The organism is Variovorax sp. CF079, from assembly GCF_900101545.1.
GTDB lineage: Bacteria > Pseudomonadota > Gammaproteobacteria > Burkholderiales > Burkholderiaceae_C > Variovorax.
The window spans coordinates 223,029-240,668 of sequence record NZ_FMZU01000004.1; the positions used below are offsets into that span (position 1 = coordinate 223,029).

Below are 17,640 nucleotides of genomic sequence, written 5' to 3' on the forward strand. Positions count from 1 at the left end.
GGGCCTTCCAGGCGATGCTGCTGTTTCGCTGGGCCATCCTGCTGCTTCTGCTGGTGGCCGGCATCTCTTTCGCCTTCTTCGCCGGCACCGGGCAGCCCAAGTACAAGCGCTTCGGCTGGATCGTGCTCAAGTGGACGCTGTTCGCGGCCTTCGGCTTCTTCGCGGTGCTGATCGCGGAGCGCGTGGTTTGACGTGATATCCTTACCTTTTGGTAAGGAAGGTTAGTATGCAAACCACCCTGACATCAAAGGGCCAGATGACGCTGCCAAGTGCCGCCAGGGCGCGGCTAGGCCTGGAGGCAGGCGATCGGCTTCTGGTGACGGTGGTGGACGACGACACCATCGTTCTGAAAAGGCCGACACCAACGCCTGTCAAGGCGCTGCGGGGTCTGCTGGCGCGGCCCAAGCGGGCGCTGACCGTCGAAGAGATGGACGTTGGGGTTGCGGCCCACCTGGGCGAGAAACATCGCCCCGGCACGGCGAAGTGATCGCGCTCGATACCAACCTGTTGGTGAGGCTCCTCACCAACGACGATGCGCGGCAGGCGGCCAAAGCCGAAGCTTGGCTTCGCGATAACGCCAGCGCGCGTTCACCGGCTTACGTCGATCACGTCGTTCTTTGCGAGCTGAGTTGGGTCTTGGAGCGCAGCTATGGCTACGCGCGTGATGCTGTTCACCAAGCCATGAGCGCATTGCTGAACCATGATCAACTCAAGGTCGAATCACCGGGCCTGGTTCGGCAGGCGCTTGGCCTGTACGAAGCTGGTCCGGCCGACTTTTCGGACTACCTGCTGGCCGTGCGTGCGCAGGCCGCCGGCTACGCGCCGGTGCTGACCTTCGATAAGAAGGCGGCCAAAACACCAACGCATCGGTTGCTGCGCTGACGCGCCCGAATCAGCGCGTCCGCCCCTGCCTGTACATCCCGCTGGTGCTGCGTGCGAGCACCGCGGCCTGGCCGAGCCGGGCCATCGAGCTGCCGACATGGGCGTGCGTGATCGCGATGCCGAGCGCATCGGCCGCGTCGCTGCCGGGCAGGCCGGGTAGTTGCAGCAAGCGCTTGACCATCTCCTGCACCTGCGCCTTCGCGGCCTTGCCGTGGCCCGCGACGGCCTGCTTCATCTGCAGCGCGGTGTATTCGGCGACCGACAGGTTGCTCGTCACCAGCGCCGTGAGGCAGGCGCCGCGCGCCTGCCCGAGCAGCAGGGTCGATTGCGGATTGACGTTGACGAACACGATCTCCACCGCTGCTGCATCGGGCTTGTAGCGCTCGACGACTTCGCAGATGCCGTCGAACAGCACCTTCAGCCGGGCCGGCAGCTCGCCCTGCGCGACGCGCTTGGTGCTGATGGTGCCGCTCGCGACATAGCGCAGCGTGTGGCCGTCCATGTCCACCACGCCGAAGCCGGTGGTCTGCAAGCCGGGGTCGATGCCGAGGATGCGCATGCGAGCCTTATGCGCCGAAATACCAGCGCACCGAATGGAAGAACACGGGTGCCGCGAAGCAGAGCGCATCGACGCGGTCCAGCAGGCCGTTGGCGCCCGTCACGCCGACGCCGCGTTGCCCCCAGTTGGGAATGCCGCGGTCACGCTTGAGCGCCTTCATCACGAGGTGGCCCATCGAGCCGGCGACGCAGGCGATCAGCGACACCGCGAGCGCCTGGCCGAACTTGAAGGGCGTGATGAAGGAGAACAGCGCGCCGACCAGGCTCGCGATGCCCATGCCGATCGCCCAGCTGGTCCAGTTGAAGCTGCGGCTCACGTGGGGCGCGACGGGTTCCTGTCGGAACAGCCAGTGCCCGAGCTTGCCGAGCCGGGCCTTGGCCTGTTCCTCGGGCGCCGGTGCGGAAGCATCCCCGGGCATGGTGCTGCGCCGCGAGATCAGATGCTGCGTCAGCACGCAGGTCTGGACCACGAACACCAGGAAGAACACGAGGAAGGGGCTCTTGCCCTCGTAGCCTGGAAAGGACAACAGGAGCAGCGCCGGCACATGGCTCATGCCGTAGACGCAGACCATGATGCCCCACTGCAGCTTGGCGTTGCGTTCCAGGAAGTGGTTGGGGTCGTCGGCCAGCGCGCTCACCACGGGAATCGCGATGAACACATAGACCGGGATGAACACGGTAAACAGGTCGAAGTGCGCGGTTGCGACCAGCCAGAACTGGATCGGCAGTACGACGAAGAAGGCCAGGATCAGGCTGCGATGGTCGCCGCGCCGCGTCGGCGACAGCGTGATGAACTCGCGCAGCGCGAAGAAAGAGATCAGCGCGAACAGCACGGTGGCGACCGTTTCGCCCAGCGCCCAGCCGATCCAGAAGATCACCACCATGACCCAGGTGGTGCGCAGCAGGGTGAGGAAGTGCAGCAGTTCGCGTTGCCAAGTCTCGTCGTGCACCGGGTTGCGGCGCTCCCTGAAGGTCAGCAGGAAGGCCACGGTGCTGACGATGACGAGCAGGCCGAAGACGATCAGGAACAGGGCCGCGACCTGGTGGTTCGGCGCGAGATGGCGCAGGTATTCGTTCATACGTAGCGCAGCGCGACGACCGCTTCGCGCGCCCGATCGAGGAAGGGCCGGCGGTCTTCACCTTCTTCGAGGCGAACCGGCTCGCCGAAAGTGACCGAGCAAAGAATGGGCACCGGCACGACCTCGCCCTTGGGCATCACGCGCTGCACGTTGTCGATCCAGGCCGGCACCAGCACCGCCTCCGGGAACATCTGGGCCAGCGTGAAGAGGCCCGACTTGAACTTCTGCGGCTCGCCCGTGTGGCCGCGCGTGCCCTCGGGAAAGATGATGATCGAGTCGCCGCTCTGCAGCGCCTCGATCAGGGGCTGCAGCGGCGCGAGGGCTTCGGCGCTGCCGGGCACTACCGCAGCCGCCGGTTCCGCGATCTCGGCCGCCGGCGGCGCGAGCGGCAGTTCCGTTTGCACCACCCCGTCGAACGAGGGCTCGATGCGCTCCGCGGGCCCTGGCGCCGCGGTGGGCGGCGGAACCGGCGCGCTGCCGCCACGCTCCACATAGATCGCGTTGAACACTTCGGTCGTGATCCAGTGCTTGAAGGGCGTCGTGGCCCAGTAGTCGCGCGCCGCGATCGGCCGCGTGATGCTGCGCAGTTCTTCGGGCAGCGCGGCCCAGATCATCACGAGGTCGAGATGGCTCTGGTGATTGGCGAAATAGATGCGCTGCTCGGCCTTGGGCGGACAGCCCCACCAGCGCGCCTGGGCGCCGGTGAGAAGCCGGATCGCGACCAGCAGGGCCCACCCCGTGAACTTTGCAAGCATGGCGGCGATGATACGGGCCCGAACCCGTTCACCCTGAGCTTGTCGAAGGGTCGAAGGGCTGCGCAAGGCTTCGACAGGCTCAGCCCGAACGGTTTGGGGAACTCAGGGCAGTTCTGCAGACGGCATGCGCGCCGCGATCGTGGCCGCGCGGCCCGAGAGATAGGCCGAGCCGGACCGGCGTTCGTAGACCTTGGGGCTCGGCAGCATCACCGCGAGCCGCGCCGCTTCGCCGGCGCTAAGCCGCGCGGCCGGCTTCCTGAAGTAGTGCTGTGCGGCCGCTTCGGCGCCGAACACGCCTTCGCCCCATTCCACGCTGTTGAGGTAGATCTCGAGGATGCGTTCCTTGTCGAGCAGAAGCTCCAGTGCCGTGGCCAGCACCAGCTCCTGGCCCTTGCGCAGCAGCGTGCGCTCGCCCGAGAGCAGCAGGTTCTTCGCGAGCTGCTGGGTGATGGTCGAGCCGCCGCGCAGCTGGGGCGGGCGCGGTTCCTTGCCGCGTGCCCGCATCTTGGCAGCACGCCGCGCGGCGATCTGCTCGGCCTTGGCATTGCGCTGGCGCGCGCGCTCGATGGCCTCCCACTCGACACCCTGGTGGTAGATGAACTGGTCGTCTTCGCTGGCGATCACCGCGCGCTTGAGCGTGTCGGAGATCTGCGTGTAGGGGACCCAGCGCTGCTTCCAGTCCCGTTCCCCATTGCTGCGCCCCTCGGTGGCGAGTTGCCAGGCCTCGGAGCGCTGGAAGGCGGTGGACTGCGGATCGATCGCCGCCATCGCGGCGATGCGCGCGATGAAAAAGACTTCGAGCGCGAAGCCCGCGACGATCAGGCACAGCGCCCAGCGAAGAAGCGCTTTCACGTCCGATCAACAATGGCGCGTAGCTCGGCCAGCACCTGTGCCGCGGGCGGCCGCACGCCGCGCCAGAGCGCAAAGGCCTCGGCCGCCTGCTCGACCAGCATGCCGAGGCCGTCGCGCGGCACGGCGCCGTGGTCGCGCGCCCAGTTCATGAAGCCCACGGCGGCCGGGCCGTACATCATGTCGACCGCCAGCGCGCCGCGCTTCAGCACACTCGCCGCGACCGGCACTTCGCCGCCCGCCAGGCTCGAGGCCGTGGCGTTCACCACGATGTCGAAGTTGCCGGGCACCGCGTGCAGTTCCTGTGCTTCCAGCGTGACGTGGTGCGCAAGCGCGAGCGCCGCATGGCGCTGCACCAGCGTGATGGCCTTGGCCAGCGTGCGGTTGGCGACCACCACGCGGCGAGGGCTGCCTTCCAGCAGCGGGCCCAGCACGCCGGCCGCGGCACCGCCGGCGCCGAGCAGCAGCAGCTCGCTGCCGGCGAGCGACACTCCTGCATGGACCGTGATGTCGTTGACGAGGCCGGCGCCGTCGCTGTTGTCACCATGAATGCCGTCTTCCTCGAAGCTCAGCACATTGACGGCGCGCGCCAGCGCGGCGCGCGGGCTCAGGTGCTGGGCGAGTGCCGCCGCGTCGAACTTGAAGGGCACGGTGATGTTGCAGCCGCGCGCGGTGCCGGCCGGGTCGGCGCGGAAGGCCGCCACCGCTTCATCGAAGCCGTCGATCGGCACCAGCCGGCGGCCGTAGTCCAGCGTCTGGCCCGTCAGTTCGGCAAAGCGCGCATGGATCCACGGCGAGCGGCTGTGCTCCACCGGATTGCCCATCACGCAGTACAGGTCCATGCTCATTGCCTCGATGAGGAAGACACCTGGGTTTCGAGCGTCTCGTCGCGGGTGAACTTGAAGCGCGAGGGCAGCACGATCTGGTCGGTCTGCCGGCGCATCGCGTCGGTGAACTTGCCGAAATTGCCGATGCTGCGCACGATCGCCTGGGCGCGCCGGTCCAAGGCCTGGTTGCCCGAACCTTCGATGACCTCGGTGCCGAGGATCGAGCCGTCGAAGTTGACGGTCACCATCATCGTGAGCTCGCCGTACAGTTTTTTGCCGGCGAGCTCGGGGAAGTTCTCGGTGCCGCGTTGCTCGATGCGCCTGCGCAGCGCGTCGACGTAGACGGCATACGTGGCTTCGCGGGTCGCCGGGCTCAGATAGCGCTTCTTGGGCCGCGCGTTCTCTTCGTTCACGCGGCGTTCGATCTCGGCCAGCATCTTGATCAGCTGGCGGCGCTTTTCCTCGCGCGCCGCGTTCTCGCTCGGGCTGCCCTGGTTGCGCGGGTCGGGCATCGGCATGGCGGCGAGCTGCTGTTTGATCTGCGCCAAAAGCAGCATCTGCTGCGCCTGCATCGCCTCCACCTGGCGCTGCGCGTCTTCCATCGAGTCGCCGACGGCGGTGAAGGTGGAGGGCGGCAGCGGACTGGTGGCGCGGCCGCGTTCGAGATCGCCGCCGCCGGCCAGCGAGGTCTGGGCGATGGCACGGGCCTTGTCGGGGCGCTCGTTGGTCTTGGCGTTGACCAGGATGACTTCGAGCGGCGTTTCGGTGAACACGCGGTTGAAAGTCTCCGGGTCGGCAAAGCGCAGCCCGAGCAGCAGCGCGTGCGCCGCGACCGACAGGCCGAGCGCGATCTGCAGGCTGCTCAGGTCGCGCAGGTTCATGCTGTTACCTTCTCCGGGGCAGCCTCGTCGCTGTCGGCGAGGTCGACCGCAATGGCGATCGGCCCGGCCACTTCTTCCTCGTCCTCGCCGCTCTCGTCTTCCGCGGCAGCCTCGGCCGGCGCCGCATCGAGGCGCTCGATGACGGTGCCGTGCACGTCGAGCGCGATCTCGTCGATCTCACCGAGCCTGACGCGCACGCGAGCGCCGCGCATCAAGCCTTGCGTGCCGGTGACCTGGAACACCAGCGGCAGCGTGTCGGCGCGCACCAGGGCGCCGTTGCCCACGTCCTTGATCAGGGTCGCGTCGAGTTCGGCGATGCCCCGCTGCTGGAGGTACTTGAGCGTCCAGAAGCGCTCCATGCCGCCCTGGTGGGCGTTGTAGGCGGCGTAGGCCGCGTCGAAACCCGAGAGGATCGAGAACAGGTCGGCGTCCTTGGGCTTGAAAGGCGCAGCCAACGCCGCGGTCTTGCCGTGGCGCGCGGCCGCGATGATCTGCCACTGGTTCACGAGGTCGGTATAGCGGCGCAGCGGCGAGGTGCTCCAGGCGTAGCTCTTCACGCCGAGGCCGGCATGCGGCAGGGCCCGCGTGCCCATGCGCACCTTGATGCCGGGCGCCAGGCTGGCCTGGCTGCGGTAGAGGCCGGGCACGCCGAGTTCGCCGAGCCAGCCGCCCCAGCTGCTGTTGGCCAGGATCATGGCCTCGGAAACGATCAGGTCGAGCGGTGCGCCGCGCTGGCGGGTGCTGATCTGCACCTGCTCGTTGCCGGTGGGTTCGCTGCCGTTGCCGATCAGTCGGAAGTTGTAGTCGGGCCGGTTGAAGCTCTCGGGCTTGCCGCGCACCACTTCGCGCTGCGCCTTCAGCTGCTTCGCGAGGCGGAACAGGAAGGACAGCGGGGCGCGCGCGCGTTTCGCGACCTCGGGCGTGTTCTCGCCGTCCATCGAGGCATCTTCGAGCCAGCCCTGCGTGACGACGCCGTCGAGCTGATCATGGCGTAGGTTGGCCACGATCGGCACGCGCTCGAGCTGGGTCTCTGCGCCTTTCAGTTCCAGCGTCGCTTCGTCGAAGCTGGCGTAGAGCGAGACGGCCGGGCAGTCGCGCCCTTCCTGCAGAGTGTAGGCCTCCACCACGTCGTCGGGCAGCATGGTGATCTTGTGGCCCGGCATGTAGACCGTCGACATGCGCGCGCGCGCCACTTGGTCGATCGGGCTGCCCGGTGCCAGCGCCAGGCCGGGCGCCGCGATGTGGATGCCGACGCGCACCGTGCCGCTGCCGAGGCCCGTGACCGAGAGCGCATCGTCGATCTCGGTGGTCTGCGAATCGTCGATCGAGAAGGCCTGCACCTCGGCGAGCGGCAGTTCGTCGGTGATGGCTGGCGCTTGCAGGGCCGGGAAGCCGGTGCCCTTGGGGAAGTTCTCGAACAGGAAGCGGCGCCAGTGGAACTGGTAGGGCGAATCGATCGCGCCCGCCTGCTTGAGCAACTCGAGCGGCGGCCGCTGCGTCGCACGCGCGGCTTCGACCACGGCCTTGTACTCGGGCGCGTTCTTGTCGGGCCGGAAGAGGATCTTGAAGAGCTGCTCGCGCACCGGCGCGGGGCAAACGCCTTCCGCCAGCTGCGCGGACCATTCGGCGATCTGCGCCTGTACCGCTTTTTTCTTCTCGATAGCGGCCAACGCCTGCTGCACGATCTCGGCCGGCGCCTTCTTGAAGCGGCCCTTGCCCGCGCGGCGGAAATAGTGCGGCGCCTCGAACAGCGCCAGCAGCGCGGCGGCCTGCTGCGCCAGCGTCGGATGAGCCTGAAAGTAGTCAACCGCGAGCTCGGCAAAGGCGAACTCGCCTTCGGGCGCGAATTCCCAGGCCAGGTCGAGATCCATGCCGGCGGCCAGGGTGCGCGCTTCGGCCAGCAATTCGGCCGGAGCCGGCTTCTCGAAGCGCAGCACGATGTTGGCGCCCTTGACCTTGACGCGTTTGCCGGACTCGAGCTCGACCTGCGCCGAGGCCTCGGCCTCCGACAACACGCGGCCGCCGAGGTACTTGCCGGCTTCTTCGAACAAAACAAACATGGCGCGGATTGTCCCATGCGCGGCGATGAACGCCGGCCGCGGACCGCGTTCAGGCCGGGTCGATGAAGGCCATCACATCGTCCAGGTGATGGCGCTCGAAATCGGACAGCGCATGGTCGCTGCCCTCGAGCAGCTTGATGCGGCTTCCGGGGTAGCGGGCCGACATCTCGCGCCAGTCCAGGAGCTCGTCGCCCTTGGCGATGACGGCGAAGACCTGCTCGGGCTGTGCCAGCGGCCCGAGTTCGAGCGCACGCAGTTGATCGATGTACTCGGGCCGGAAAAAAAAGTGCTCGGCCGGGTCGTGCCAGGAGCTCTGCTCGCCGATGTAGTTCGCCAGGTCGCGTGCCGGATGGACCGCGGGGTTCAGCAGCACGGCGCGGCAGCCTGTCATGCCGGTCACATGGGTGGCATAGAAGCCGCCGAGCGAGGAACCCACGACCGCCATCGAGCTGCGCGGCCATGGCGCGATGCCGTTCATCACGAGTTCGATGGCCTCGCGGGGGGAGGGCGGCAGTTGCGGGCACCACCACTGCAGTTGCGGGTGCCGTTCGGCCACGCGCTGCGCCATCTGCCGCGCCTTGGTCGACAGCGGCGAGGAGCGAAAGCCATGGAGATACAACAAATGGGTGGCGGGCAACGGGTTCATGCTGCTGGATTGTTACGGAAGCGCGCCGGGACGCGGATAATCCGCGCCCATGTCAGCCGTGTTCAACCAGCCGTCGCTCGCGCGTCGCATCGTCCCCGTGTTCCAGGGCTTCGACGGCTTTCTCGCTTTCGCCGTGCTGCTGCTGGCCTGCGCCGGCATGCTGACCATGTATTCGTCGGGTTTCGACCACGGCTCGCGCTTCGCGGACCACGGCCGCAACATGCTCCTGGCCGGCTTCATCATGTTCGTGGTGGCGCAGGTGCCGCCGCAGCGCCTGATGTTCTTTGCCGTGCCGCTCTACGCCCTGGGCGTGGGGCTGCTGATCGCGGTGGCGCTGTTCGGGATCACCAAGAAGGGCGCCACGCGCTGGATCAATGTCGGCATGGTGATCCAGCCGAGCGAAATCCTGAAGATCGCGATGCCCCTGATGCTGGCCTGGTGGTTCCAGCGCCGCGAGGGCCAGTTGCGCACGCTCGACTTCGTGGTCGCCACCGTGCTCTTGGCGGTGCCGGTCGGCCTGATCATGAAGCAGCCCGACCTGGGCACCTCGCTGCTGGTGCTGGCGGCCGGCCTGTCGGTGATCTTCTTCGCCGGGCTCTCGTGGAAACTGATCGTGCCGCCGGTGGTGATCGGGCTGGTCGCGGTGGCGCTGATCGTCGGCTTCGAGTCGCAGCTGTGCGCCGACGGCGTCGACTGGCGCGTGCTGCACGACTACCAGAAGCAGCGCATCTGCACGCTGCTCGACCCGACCAAAGACCCGCTGGGCAAGGGCTTCCACATTATCCAGGGCATGATCGCCATCGGCTCCGGCGGCGTCGGCGGCAAGGGTTTCATGCAGGGCACGCAGACCCACCTGGAGTTCATTCCCGAGCGCACCACCGACTTCATCTTCGCGGCTTATTCCGAGGAATTCGGTCTCATCGGCAATCTGGCGCTGATCGCGGCCTTCGTCTTCCTGATCTTTCGCGGCCTCGCGATCGCGCTGGATGCGCCGACGCTGTTCTCCCGCCTGCTGGCCGGCGCGATGACGATGATCTTCTTCACCTACGCCTTCGTGAACATGGGCATGGTGAGCGGCATCCTGCCCGTGGTCGGCGTGCCTTTGCCCTTCATCAGCTATGGCGGCACCGCGATGGTGACGCTCGGCCTGGGGCTCGGCATCCTGATGTCCATTTCGCGCGCCAAGCGGCTGATGCAGTCCTGAGCGCCATTCGGGGTGCGAGCCTAGAATCCTTCGATGATTTCACGCGAACCCACCATCGAGCGCCTCGCCACGGCGCAGCAGCTCCTGCTCACGCCCTTCGGCCTCGACGAGTCGCACCTGTCGCGCGCCCTGGCCGAAATCACCGCCCACAAGGTGGACGACGCCGACCTCTACTTCCAGTACACGCGCAGCGAGGGCTGGAGCCTGGAGGAGGGCATCGTCAAGACCGGCAGCTTCAGCATCGACCAGGGCGTCGGCGTTCGCGCGGTCAGCGGCGAGAAGACGGCCTTCGCCTATTCGGACGACATCTCCGAGGCCTCGCTGCTCGATGCGGCGCGGACCGTGCGCACCATTTCCGCTGCCGGGCGCAACGGGCGGGTGAAGGCTCCGGCGCGCAAGGTCGCGACGAGCCGTTCGCTCTATGGCGGCGTGGACCCGATCTCGACGCTCGACAGCACCGCCAAGGTCGAGTTGCTCGGCAAGGTCGAGAAGCTCGCGCGTTCCAGGGATCCGCGCGTCGCGCAGGTGATGGCCGGCCTCGCGAGCGAATACGACGTGGTGCTGGTCGCGCGCGCCGACGGCACGCTGGCGGCCGACGTGCGGCCGCTGGTGCGGCTGTCGGTCACGGTGATCGCCGAGCAGAACGGCCGCCGCGAGATGGGCTCGGGCGGCGGCGGCGGCCGCTTCGGTCTCGCCTATTTCGACGATGCGCAGATTGCCGAGTACGTCGACCAGGCCGTCCAGCAGGCGCTCACCAACCTGGAATCGCGTCCCGCGCCCGCGGGCGAGATGACCGTGGTGCTCGGCCCGGGCTGGCCCGGCATCCTGCTGCACGAGGCCATCGGCCACGGGCTGGAAGGCGACTTCAACCGCAAGGGGTCGAGCGCCTTCTCGGGCCGCATCGGCGAGCGCGTGGCGGCCAAGGGTGTGACCGTGCTGGACGACGGCACCATCGCCGACCGCCGCGGCTCGCTCAACGTCGACGACGAAGGCAACGCGACGCAGCGCAATGTGCTGATTGAGGACGGCATCCTGAAGGGCTACATCCAGGATTCGCTCAATGCGCGCCTGATGAAGGTCCCGCCCACCGGCAACGGCCGCCGCGAGAGCTACGCGCACGTACCGATGCCGCGCATGACCAACACCTACATGCTGGGCGGCGACAGGGTGCCGGAAGAAATCGTCGCCAGCATCAAGAAAGGCCTCTACGCCACCAACTTCGGCGGCGGCCAGGTCGACATCACGAGCGGCAAGTTCGTGTTCTCGGCCAGCGAAGCCTACTGGGTGGAGAACGGCAAGATCCAGTATCCGGTGAAGGGCGCCACCCTGGTCGGCAACGGTCCCGATGCGCTGACGCGCGTGACGATGATCGGCAACGACATGGCGCTCGATACGGGCGTCGGCACCTGCGGCAAGGAAGGCCAGAGCGTGCCGGTCGGCGTCGGCCAGCCCACGCTGCGCATCGACGGCCTGACCGTCGGCGGCACCGCCTGACGCCCGCAAACAACAGCCGAGCCCAAAACCCTGTGCTACATTCGGCCCCTATGTCTTCGCGCGTCGCGTTTTTCTTTTCGTACTTTTGGTTCCCGGTTTCCGGCGGACGAGAGGCGAGCGCGTAAAGCACACTGACACACCCTCCCAGAACCGCCGGCGCCTCGAGCCCCGGCGGTTTTTTTATGCCCCGATGATTTTCAAAGTGAAGGAAGAAGCGATGAGCACGAACACTGCCCCGGCCACCGAGAACTGGTATGCGAGCGTCGAGAAAACCAGCCGAACCGACGACGAACGCATCAAGGACATCACCGTGCTGCCCCCTCCCGAACATCTGATCCGTTTCTTCCCGATCCGCGGCACGCCGGTCGAATCGCTGATCACCGGTACCCGCCGCGCCATCCACAACATCATGGCCGGCAAGGACGACCGGCTGCTGGTCGTGATGGGCCCGTGCTCGATCCACGACCCGGCCGCAGCGCTCGAATACGCAAGGCGCCTGAAGGCCGAGCGCGAGAAGTACGCCGGCACGCTGGAGATCGTGATGCGGGTCTACTTCGAAAAGCCGCGCACGACGGTGGGCTGGAAGGGGCTCATCAACGACCCCTACCTCGACGAGAGCTTCCGCATCGACGAGGGCCTGCGCATCGCGCGCCAACTGCTCATCGACATCAACCGGCTGGGGCTGCCGGCCGGCAGCGAGTTCCTCGACGTGATCTCGCCGCAGTACATCGGCGACCTGATCTCCTGGGGCGCGATCGGCGCCCGCACCACCGAGAGCCAGGTGCACCGCGAACTGGCTTCCGGCCTGTCGGCGCCGATCGGCTTCAAGAACGGCACCGACGGCAACATCCGCATCGCGACCGACGCCATCCAGGCGGCGGCGCGCGGGCACCACTTCCTCTCGGTGCACAAGAACGGACAGGTGGCGATCGTGCAGACCAACGGCAACAAGGACTGCCACGTGATTCTGCGCGGCGGCAAGGCGCCCAACTACGACGCCGCGAGCGTGGCCGCCGCCTGCGAGGACCTCGAAGCCGCCAAGCTGCCGCCGACGCTGATGGTCGACTGCAGCCACGCCAACAGCAGCAAGCAGCACCAGAAGCAGATCGACGTGGCGAAGGACATCGCCGCGCAGATTGCGGGCGGCAGCAAGAGCGTGTTCGGCCTGATGGTCGAGAGCCACCTGAGCGCGGGCGCCCAGAAGTTCAGCGCCGGCAAGGACCGCGTGGCCGATCTGGAATACGGCAAGAGCATCACCGATGCCTGCCTGGGCTGGGACGATTCGGCCCAGGTGCTGGAGCTGCTGTCGCAAGCGGTGAAACAGCGCCGCGGCTGAATCGGTGCGACGGCGCTCAGATCAGCGCCGCCAGCTCCGGCCAGTGGTGGCGCAGCAGCGCCGCCTCGTCGCCGTCGGGCTGCATGAACGAGAAATCGCTGAAGTCGAAACCGGGTCCCACGGTGCAACTGACCAGCGTGTAGTCGTCGGTGGCCTGCGACACGATGGGCCGGGCTGCTTGCCACTGGCCTGCCGGAACGGTGTGCTGCGGTCGCGTTCCGTGGACATCGACCGGGCCCAGCCGCAGGTGGACCGGCGGCGTGCGCAGCGCCCCATCGCTGGTCCAGAGCGCGAGCGGAACCCCTTCGAGATGGATCCACACTTCGTCGGACGCCACACGGTGCCAGCGCGAATGCTGGTGGGCTTCCAGCAGGAAATAGATGGTAGTGAGCGCCTGGCGGGCCGGCCGCCCATCGGCGGGCATGACCTGCGCTGTCGAGCGGAACACCTCGCGGAACCAGCCGCCCTCGGGATGAGGCTGCAGATTCAGGGTATCGATGAGCTCCTGTGCGCGCATGAGCCTATTCTGCCGCGCCTGTCGCGCGCAAGGCGGAAAGAAGCTTCTCGTGCACGCCTCCGAAACCGCCGTTGCTCATGCAGACGATGTGATCGCCGGGCCGCGCGACCGCGACGATCTGCGCCACCAGCGGCTCGATCGCGCCGGCCACCTGCGCCCGGTCGCCCATCGGCGCGAGCGCTGCGGCAGCGTCCCATTCCAGTCCGCCGCTATGGCAGAAAGCGAGGTCGGCCGCTTCGAGGCTCCAGGGCAGCTGGGCCGCCATGGTGCCCAGCTTCATGGTGTTGCTGCGCGGTTCGAAGGCGGCCAGGATGCGCTCGCCCTGGTGGCCGTCGGCGTCGAGCTTCTTTCGCAGGCCGTCGAGCGTGGTGCGGATCGCCGTCGGGTGGTGCGCGAAGTCGTCGTAGACCGTGATCGCTGCGCCCGCGCGCGCGACGGTGCCGCGCAGCTCCATGCGGCGGCGCACGTTGCGGAAGCTGGCCAGAAAGCCGGCCGCTTCGGCCGGCGCCACGCCCACATGCTCCGCGGCGGCGATCGCGGCGAGCGCATTCATCTGGTTGTGCAGGCCGGACAGCGCCCATTCGACGCGGCCGACCTGCTCGCCTTGGCGCAGCACCTCGAACGCGTCGTGCGGCCCATGGGCCTGCCATTCGCCGCCGGCGCCGAATCGGGCCAGTTCGCTCCAGCAGCCCTGGGCCAGCACGCGCTGCAGGCTCTCCTCGGTGGCGTTGACGACCACGCGGCCCGTCCCCGGCACGATGCGGACGAGGTGGTGGAATTGCCGTTCGATCGCCCCCAGGTCGTCGAAGATGTCGGCGTGGTCGAACTCCAGGTTGTTCAGGATCGCGGTGCGCGGGCGGTAATGAACGAACTTGCTGCGCTTGTCGAAGAAGGCCGTGTCATATTCGTCGGCTTCGATCACGAACTTGTTCTTGCCGAGCCGGGCCGAGACGCCGAAGTCGAGCGGCACACCGCCCACCAGGAAACCCGGCGCCAGGCCGGCGCGTTCGAGGATCCAGGCCAACATCGAAGTGGTGGTGGTCTTGCCGTGCGTGCCGGCCACCGCCATCACATGCCGGCCCTGCAGCACGTGTTCTGCCAGCCATTGCGGGCCGCTGGTGTAGCTGGCGCCGGCGTCGAGGATGGCTTCCATCAGCGGGAACTTGGGTGTGCCGTCGGCGAGCCGGGCGCGGGACACCACGTTGCCGATGACGAAGACATCGGGCCGCAGCGCCATCTGGTCGGCGTCGTAGCCTTCGATCAGCTCGATGCCGAGCGAGCGCAGTTGGTCGCTCATCGGCGGATAGACGCCGGCATCGCAACCGGTCACCCGATGGCCGGCTTCGCGCGCCAATGCGGCGACACCGCCCATGAAGGTGCCGCAGATGCCGAGGATGTGAATATGCATCGGTCGATTCTAGGGACGCAGGGCGGCCGGTCTTCTGCCGGTGCCTTACTGCGGGCAAAATGGGCCGATGGACACGTCCAAGCAGGAAATTGCCGCCGCTGCGGCCCGCCTCGTCGTCGAGGAAGGGCTGGAGTACGGCCCCGCCAAGCGCCGCGCGCTGCGCGACCTGGGTCTGCCTGTGCGTACGCCGCTGCCGAACAACGACGAGATCGAGGCCGAGGTGCGGGATTACATCCAGCTCTATTGCGCGGACACCCAGCCCAAGGAATTGCACGCGCTGCGCCAGCTGGCGCTCGAATGGATGGAGCGGATGGCGCAGTTCCGGCCTCACATCGGCGGCGCCGTGTGGCACGGCACGGCGACGCGCCTGTCGGACATCTACATCCAGCTCTTCTGCGACGACCCGAAGTCCGCCGAGATCGCGCTCATCGACCACCATGTCGACTACGAGCCGCGCATGGTCACCGGCTTCCATGGCGAGCAGGTCGAAGCCCTCAGCGTTCATGTGGCGAGCCGGGCACTCGGCGAGGAGATTGGCGTGCACCTGCTGGTGTACGACCTCGACGATCTGCGAGGCGCGCTCAAGCCTGACGCGCAGGGCCGCATCCCGCGCGGCAACCTGGCCGCGCTCAGGCGGCTGATAGAAAAGGACAGTGGATGACTTCGAGCCCCACGCGCCGGGCCTGGCTCTATGGCGGCGTCGCCGCGGTGGCGGCCGTTGCCGGTCTGGGCGGTGCTCTGTGGCACCGCCGGGGCGGCGCGGCCGGCGGCGAGCAGCTGGACGCCGCATTCTGGGCGCAGCGCTTCGATCGGCCCGAAGGTGGCGAACTGGTGTTCGAGAGTCTGCGGGGCAAGCCGCTGTTGCTCAACTTCTGGGCCACCTGGTGTCCTCCTTGCGTCGAGGAGATGCCCATGCTCGATGCGTTCTTTCGCGAAAATGCGGCCAACGGCTGGCAAGTTGTCGGTCTGGCGATCGATCAGCCCACCGCGGTTCGCAAGTTCCTGACCAAGACGCCGGTCAGCTACCCCATCGGTTTGGCGGGGCTGCAAGGCACGGAACTGGTCAAGAATCTGGGCAACACGGCCGGCGGTCTGCCCTTCACCTTGGTGCTCGATGCCGGTGGAGCAGTGGCGGCGCGTAAAATGGGCAAGCTCGAGCCGGGTGATCTCCAGGCATGGCGACGGGCCTAGTTCACGGCTAGAATCGCTCGCCCGTTCGGGCAGTTGATGGCGAAACGCCGAAATACGCCGAAAAACACCGATTTTTAGGCGAGTTAAATCCTAATAGCCGGCAAAGCCGGCGCTGGAGTCCCATGGATCTGCGCAAGCTCAAGACACTGATCGATCTGGTGTCCGAATCGAATATTTCCGAACTGGAAATTACTGAAACCGAAGGCAAGGTCCGCATCGTCAAGGGCGGCGTCGCCGCACCGGTTCAATACATTCAAACCGTCGCCGCGCCGGCTCCGGCCATCGGCGCTGCAGCACCGGCCGGTGCCATCGCCGCGCCAGTCGCGGCGGCGCCGGCCGCAGAGGCGGCGCCCGTCGGCCATGCCATCAAGTCGCCGATGGTCGGCACCTTCTACCGCTCCTCCAGCCCCGGTGCACCCGCATTCGTCGAGATCGGCAGCCAGGTCAAGGAAGGCGACACGGTCTGCATCATCGAGGCGATGAAGATCCTCAACGAGATCGAGGCCGACAAGGCCGGCACCATCACACAGATCCTCGGCGAAAACGGTCAGGCGGTCGAATACGGCCAGCCGCTGTTCATCATCGAGTGACCATGTTCAAGAAGATACTGGTCGCCAACCGCGGCGAAATCGCGCTGCGCATCCAGCGCGCCTGCAGCGAGTTGGGTATCAAGGCCGTGATGGTCTATTCCGAGGCCGATCGCGATGCCAAATACGTGAAGCTGGCCGAGGAAGCGGTATGCATCGGCCCGGCCCCTTCCTCGCAAAGCTATCTGAACATGCCGGCGATCATCTCGGCGGCCGAAGTGACGGACTCCGAGGCGATCCACCCGGGTTACGGCTTTCTGAGCGAGAACGCCAACTTCGCCGAACGCGTGGAGCAGAGCGGTTTTCAATTCATCGGCCCCACGCCCGAATCGATCCGCATCATGGGCGACAAGGTGTCGGCCAAGCAGGCCATGATCAAGGCTGGCGTCCCCTGTGTGCCCGGCTCGGAGGGCGAACTGTCCGACGATGCCTCCACCAACAAGCGCATCGCCCGGGCGATCGGCTATCCGGTCATCATCAAGGCGGCGGGCGGCGGCGGCGGGCGCGGCATGCGCGTGGTGCACACCGAGGCGGCGCTGGTCAATGCGATCCAGATGACCAAGGCGGAGGCCGGCGCGGCCTTCAACAATCCATCGGTCTACATGGAGAAGTTTCTCCAGAACCCGCGCCACATCGAGATCCAGATCCTCGCCGACAAGCACAAGAACGCGGTCTACCTGGGCGAGCGCGACTGCTCGATGCAGCGGCGCCACCAGAAGGTGATCGAGGAATCGCCCGCACCGGGCATCCCGCGCAAGTTGATCGAGAAGATAGGCGAGCGCTGCGCGGCCGCCTGCAAGAAGATCGGCTACCGCGGCGCCGGAACCTTCGAGTTTCTCTACGAAAACGGCGAGTTCTACTTCATCGAGATGAACACGCGCGTGCAGGTGGAGCACCCGGTCACCGAATTCACGACCGGCATCGACATCGTGAAGACGCAGATCATGGTCGCCGCCGGCGAGAAGCTGCCGTTCACGCAGCGCCAGATCGAGATGCGCGGCCACTCGATCGAGTGCCGCATCAATGCCGAAGACGCCTACAAGTTCACGCCCTCGCCGGGCCGCATCACGATGTGGCATCCGCCGGGCGGGCCGGGGGTGCGCGTGGATTCGCACGTCTACACCAACTACTTCGTGCCGCCGAACTACGACTCGATGGTCGGCAAGATCATCGTGCACGGCGATACCCGCGACCAGGCCTTGGCGCGCATGCGCACGGCGTTGAGCGAAACGGTGATCGAGGGTATCCAGACCAACATCCCGCTGCACCGCGAGTTGATGGTCGACGCCAAGTTCATGAGCGGCGGCACCAACATCCACTACCTCGAAGAGTGGCTCGCGGCCCACAAGCGCTGAGCGGGACCGCG

The 17,640-nt window shown here is 67.0% G+C and carries 20 protein-coding genes; 10 read left to right on the forward strand and 10 right to left on the reverse strand.

The features are described 5' to 3' along the window. Positions 1-14 precede the first annotated feature (14 nt). Genes BLS74_RS34310 through BLS74_RS34320 form a run of 3 tightly spaced genes read left to right on the forward strand, consistent with a single transcriptional unit; the run spans position 15 to position 882 of the window. A complete protein-coding gene (locus BLS74_RS34310; protein WP_170855528.1) occupies positions 15-191 on the forward strand; it encodes a hypothetical protein in 177 nt (58 codons plus the stop codon). 35 nt (positions 192-226) lie between these two features. Next, complete coding sequence (locus tag BLS74_RS34315) at positions 227-487, forward strand: AbrB/MazE/SpoVT family DNA-binding domain-containing protein (RefSeq protein ID WP_170855529.1); 261 nt, start codon at positions 227-229, stop codon at positions 485-487. Further along, positions 484-882: a PIN domain-containing protein gene (locus BLS74_RS34320; protein ID WP_170855530.1), complete on the forward strand. Its 399-nt coding sequence runs from the start codon at positions 484-486 to the stop codon at positions 880-882. The genes BLS74_RS34315 and BLS74_RS34320 overlap by 4 nt, the downstream gene beginning before the upstream one ends. Positions 883-892: 10 nt before the next feature. Here BLS74_RS34320 and ruvC read toward each other — a convergent pair whose 3' ends face one another. The 8 genes from ruvC to BLS74_RS07060 all read right to left on the reverse strand — a co-directional run bounded on the left by ruvC (position 893) and on the right by BLS74_RS07060 (position 8,537). Then, on the reverse strand, positions 893-1,441 hold the full coding sequence (gene ruvC, locus BLS74_RS07025; protein ID WP_093104029.1) for a crossover junction endodeoxyribonuclease RuvC: 549 nt from the start codon (positions 1,439-1,441) through the stop codon (positions 893-895). A 7-nt stretch (positions 1,442-1,448) separates the two neighbouring features. Next, positions 1,449-2,519: a phosphatidate cytidylyltransferase gene (locus BLS74_RS07030; RefSeq protein WP_093104030.1), complete on the reverse strand. Its 1,071-nt coding sequence runs from the start codon at positions 2,517-2,519 to the stop codon at positions 1,449-1,451. Further along, positions 2,516-3,274 carry a lysophospholipid acyltransferase family protein gene (locus BLS74_RS07035; protein WP_093104032.1) on the reverse strand — a complete coding sequence of 253 codons (759 nt, stop codon included), beginning with the start codon at positions 3,272-3,274 and terminating at the stop codon, positions 2,516-2,518. The genes BLS74_RS07030 and BLS74_RS07035 overlap by 4 nt, the downstream gene beginning before the upstream one ends. 102 nt (positions 3,275-3,376) lie before the next feature. After that, positions 3,377-4,126 (reverse strand): monofunctional biosynthetic peptidoglycan transglycosylase, encoded by a 750-nt coding sequence (mtgA, locus tag BLS74_RS07040; protein WP_093104033.1) that lies wholly within the window; start codon positions 4,124-4,126, stop codon positions 3,377-3,379. After that, positions 4,123-4,965, reverse strand: a complete 843-nt coding sequence (aroE, locus tag BLS74_RS07045; RefSeq protein WP_093104035.1) for a shikimate dehydrogenase — start codon at positions 4,963-4,965, stop codon at positions 4,123-4,125. The genes mtgA and aroE overlap by 4 nt, the downstream gene beginning before the upstream one ends. A 2-nt stretch (positions 4,966-4,967) precedes the next feature. Continuing rightward, positions 4,968-5,831, reverse strand: a complete 864-nt coding sequence (locus BLS74_RS07050) for an energy transducer TonB (RefSeq protein ID WP_093104036.1) — start codon at positions 5,829-5,831, stop codon at positions 4,968-4,970. Continuing rightward, positions 5,828-7,891: a ribonuclease catalytic domain-containing protein gene (locus tag BLS74_RS07055; protein WP_093104038.1), complete on the reverse strand. Its 2,064-nt coding sequence runs from the start codon at positions 7,889-7,891 to the stop codon at positions 5,828-5,830. Before BLS74_RS07055 ends, BLS74_RS07050 begins: the two co-directional genes overlap by 4 nt. Before the next feature lie 49 nt (positions 7,892-7,940). Next, complete coding sequence (locus BLS74_RS07060) at positions 7,941-8,537, reverse strand: YqiA/YcfP family alpha/beta fold hydrolase (RefSeq protein WP_093104039.1); 597 nt, start codon at positions 8,535-8,537, stop codon at positions 7,941-7,943. 49 nt (positions 8,538-8,586) lie between these two features. On the opposite strand from BLS74_RS07060, the gene rodA reads away from it, so the two are divergent. The 3 genes from rodA to BLS74_RS07075 all read left to right on the forward strand — a co-directional run bounded on the left by rodA (position 8,587) and on the right by BLS74_RS07075 (position 12,571). Further along, positions 8,587-9,741, forward strand: a complete 1,155-nt coding sequence (rodA, locus tag BLS74_RS07065) for a rod shape-determining protein RodA (protein ID WP_093104041.1) — start codon at positions 8,587-8,589, stop codon at positions 9,739-9,741. 33 nt (positions 9,742-9,774) lie between these two features. Beyond that, positions 9,775-11,235: a metalloprotease TldD gene (tldD, locus tag BLS74_RS07070; RefSeq protein ID WP_093104042.1), complete on the forward strand. Its 1,461-nt coding sequence runs from the start codon at positions 9,775-9,777 to the stop codon at positions 11,233-11,235. Positions 11,236-11,452: 217 nt separating this feature from the next. Further along, entirely contained in the window at positions 11,453-12,571 is a 1,119-nt protein-coding gene (locus tag BLS74_RS07075; protein ID WP_093104179.1) for a 3-deoxy-7-phosphoheptulonate synthase, read from the forward strand. Positions 12,572-12,587: 16 nt separating this feature from the next. Here the strand turns inward: BLS74_RS07075 and BLS74_RS07080 are convergent, their stop codons facing one another. Together BLS74_RS07080 and mpl are read right to left on the reverse strand one after the other, a co-directional pair. Continuing rightward, positions 12,588-13,088 (reverse strand): cupin domain-containing protein, encoded by a 501-nt coding sequence (locus BLS74_RS07080; protein WP_093104044.1) that lies wholly within the window; start codon positions 13,086-13,088, stop codon positions 12,588-12,590. A 4-nt stretch (positions 13,089-13,092) separates the two neighbouring features. Continuing rightward, entirely contained in the window at positions 13,093-14,496 is a 1,404-nt protein-coding gene (gene mpl / locus BLS74_RS07085; protein WP_093104045.1) for a UDP-N-acetylmuramate:L-alanyl-gamma-D-glutamyl-meso-diaminopimelate ligase, read from the reverse strand. A 67-nt stretch (positions 14,497-14,563) separates the two neighbouring features. Here mpl and BLS74_RS07090 point away from each other — a divergent pair, with 67 nt between their 5' ends. The 4 genes from BLS74_RS07090 to accC all read left to right on the forward strand — a co-directional run bounded on the left by BLS74_RS07090 (position 14,564) and on the right by accC (position 17,629). Next, on the forward strand, positions 14,564-15,157 hold the full coding sequence (locus BLS74_RS07090) for a hypothetical protein (RefSeq protein ID WP_093104047.1): 594 nt from the start codon (positions 14,564-14,566) through the stop codon (positions 15,155-15,157). Continuing rightward, positions 15,154-15,687: a TlpA family protein disulfide reductase gene (locus BLS74_RS07095; RefSeq protein WP_093104048.1), complete on the forward strand. Its 534-nt coding sequence runs from the start codon at positions 15,154-15,156 to the stop codon at positions 15,685-15,687. Before BLS74_RS07090 ends, BLS74_RS07095 begins: the two co-directional genes overlap by 4 nt. 122 nt (positions 15,688-15,809) lie before the next feature. Continuing rightward, complete coding sequence (accB, locus tag BLS74_RS07100; protein ID WP_093104050.1) at positions 15,810-16,277, forward strand: acetyl-CoA carboxylase biotin carboxyl carrier protein; 468 nt, start codon at positions 15,810-15,812, stop codon at positions 16,275-16,277. Between the two features lie 2 nt (positions 16,278-16,279). Further along, positions 16,280-17,629 carry an acetyl-CoA carboxylase biotin carboxylase subunit gene (gene accC / locus BLS74_RS07105; protein WP_093104052.1) on the forward strand — a complete coding sequence of 450 codons (1,350 nt, stop codon included), beginning with the start codon at positions 16,280-16,282 and terminating at the stop codon, positions 17,627-17,629. Positions 17,630-17,640 lie beyond the last annotated feature (11 nt).

Excerpts from the sequence above, each read along its gene's own strand:
- BLS74_RS34315 (WP_170855529.1), top strand. The coding sequence starts at position 227 with ATGCAAACCACCCTGACATCAAAGGGCCAGATGACGCTGCCAAGTGCC.
- BLS74_RS07080 (WP_093104044.1), bottom strand. The coding sequence starts at position 13,088 with ATGCGCGCACAGGAGCTCATCGATACCCTGAATCTGCAGCCTCATCCC.
- ruvC (WP_093104029.1), bottom strand. The coding sequence starts at position 1,441 with ATGCGCATCCTCGGCATCGACCCCGGCTTGCAGACCACCGGCTTCGGC.
- BLS74_RS34310 (WP_170855528.1), top strand. The coding sequence starts at position 15 with ATGCTGCTGTTTCGCTGGGCCATCCTGCTGCTTCTGCTGGTGGCCGGC.
- BLS74_RS07060 (WP_093104039.1), bottom strand. The coding sequence starts at position 8,537 with ATGAACCCGTTGCCCGCCACCCATTTGTTGTATCTCCATGGCTTTCGC.
- BLS74_RS07090 (WP_093104047.1), top strand. The coding sequence starts at position 14,564 with ATGGACACGTCCAAGCAGGAAATTGCCGCCGCTGCGGCCCGCCTCGTC.
- aroE (WP_093104035.1), bottom strand. The coding sequence starts at position 4,965 with ATGGACCTGTACTGCGTGATGGGCAATCCGGTGGAGCACAGCCGCTCG.
- BLS74_RS07035 (WP_093104032.1), bottom strand. The coding sequence starts at position 3,274 with ATGCTTGCAAAGTTCACGGGGTGGGCCCTGCTGGTCGCGATCCGGCTT.
- BLS74_RS07050 (WP_093104036.1), bottom strand. The coding sequence starts at position 5,831 with ATGAACCTGCGCGACCTGAGCAGCCTGCAGATCGCGCTCGGCCTGTCG.
- rodA (WP_093104041.1), top strand. The coding sequence starts at position 8,587 with ATGTCAGCCGTGTTCAACCAGCCGTCGCTCGCGCGTCGCATCGTCCCC.
- mpl (WP_093104045.1), bottom strand. The coding sequence starts at position 14,496 with ATGCATATTCACATCCTCGGCATCTGCGGCACCTTCATGGGCGGTGTC.
- accB (WP_093104050.1), top strand. The coding sequence starts at position 15,810 with ATGGATCTGCGCAAGCTCAAGACACTGATCGATCTGGTGTCCGAATCG.
- accC (WP_093104052.1), top strand. The coding sequence starts at position 16,280 with ATGTTCAAGAAGATACTGGTCGCCAACCGCGGCGAAATCGCGCTGCGC.
- BLS74_RS07030 (WP_093104030.1), bottom strand. The coding sequence starts at position 2,519 with ATGAACGAATACCTGCGCCATCTCGCGCCGAACCACCAGGTCGCGGCC.
- tldD (WP_093104042.1), top strand. The coding sequence starts at position 9,775 with ATGATTTCACGCGAACCCACCATCGAGCGCCTCGCCACGGCGCAGCAG.
- BLS74_RS07055 (WP_093104038.1), bottom strand. The coding sequence starts at position 7,891 with ATGTTTGTTTTGTTCGAAGAAGCCGGCAAGTACCTCGGCGGCCGCGTG.
- BLS74_RS07075 (WP_093104179.1), top strand. The coding sequence starts at position 11,453 with ATGAGCACGAACACTGCCCCGGCCACCGAGAACTGGTATGCGAGCGTC.
- BLS74_RS07095 (WP_093104048.1), top strand. The coding sequence starts at position 15,154 with ATGACTTCGAGCCCCACGCGCCGGGCCTGGCTCTATGGCGGCGTCGCC.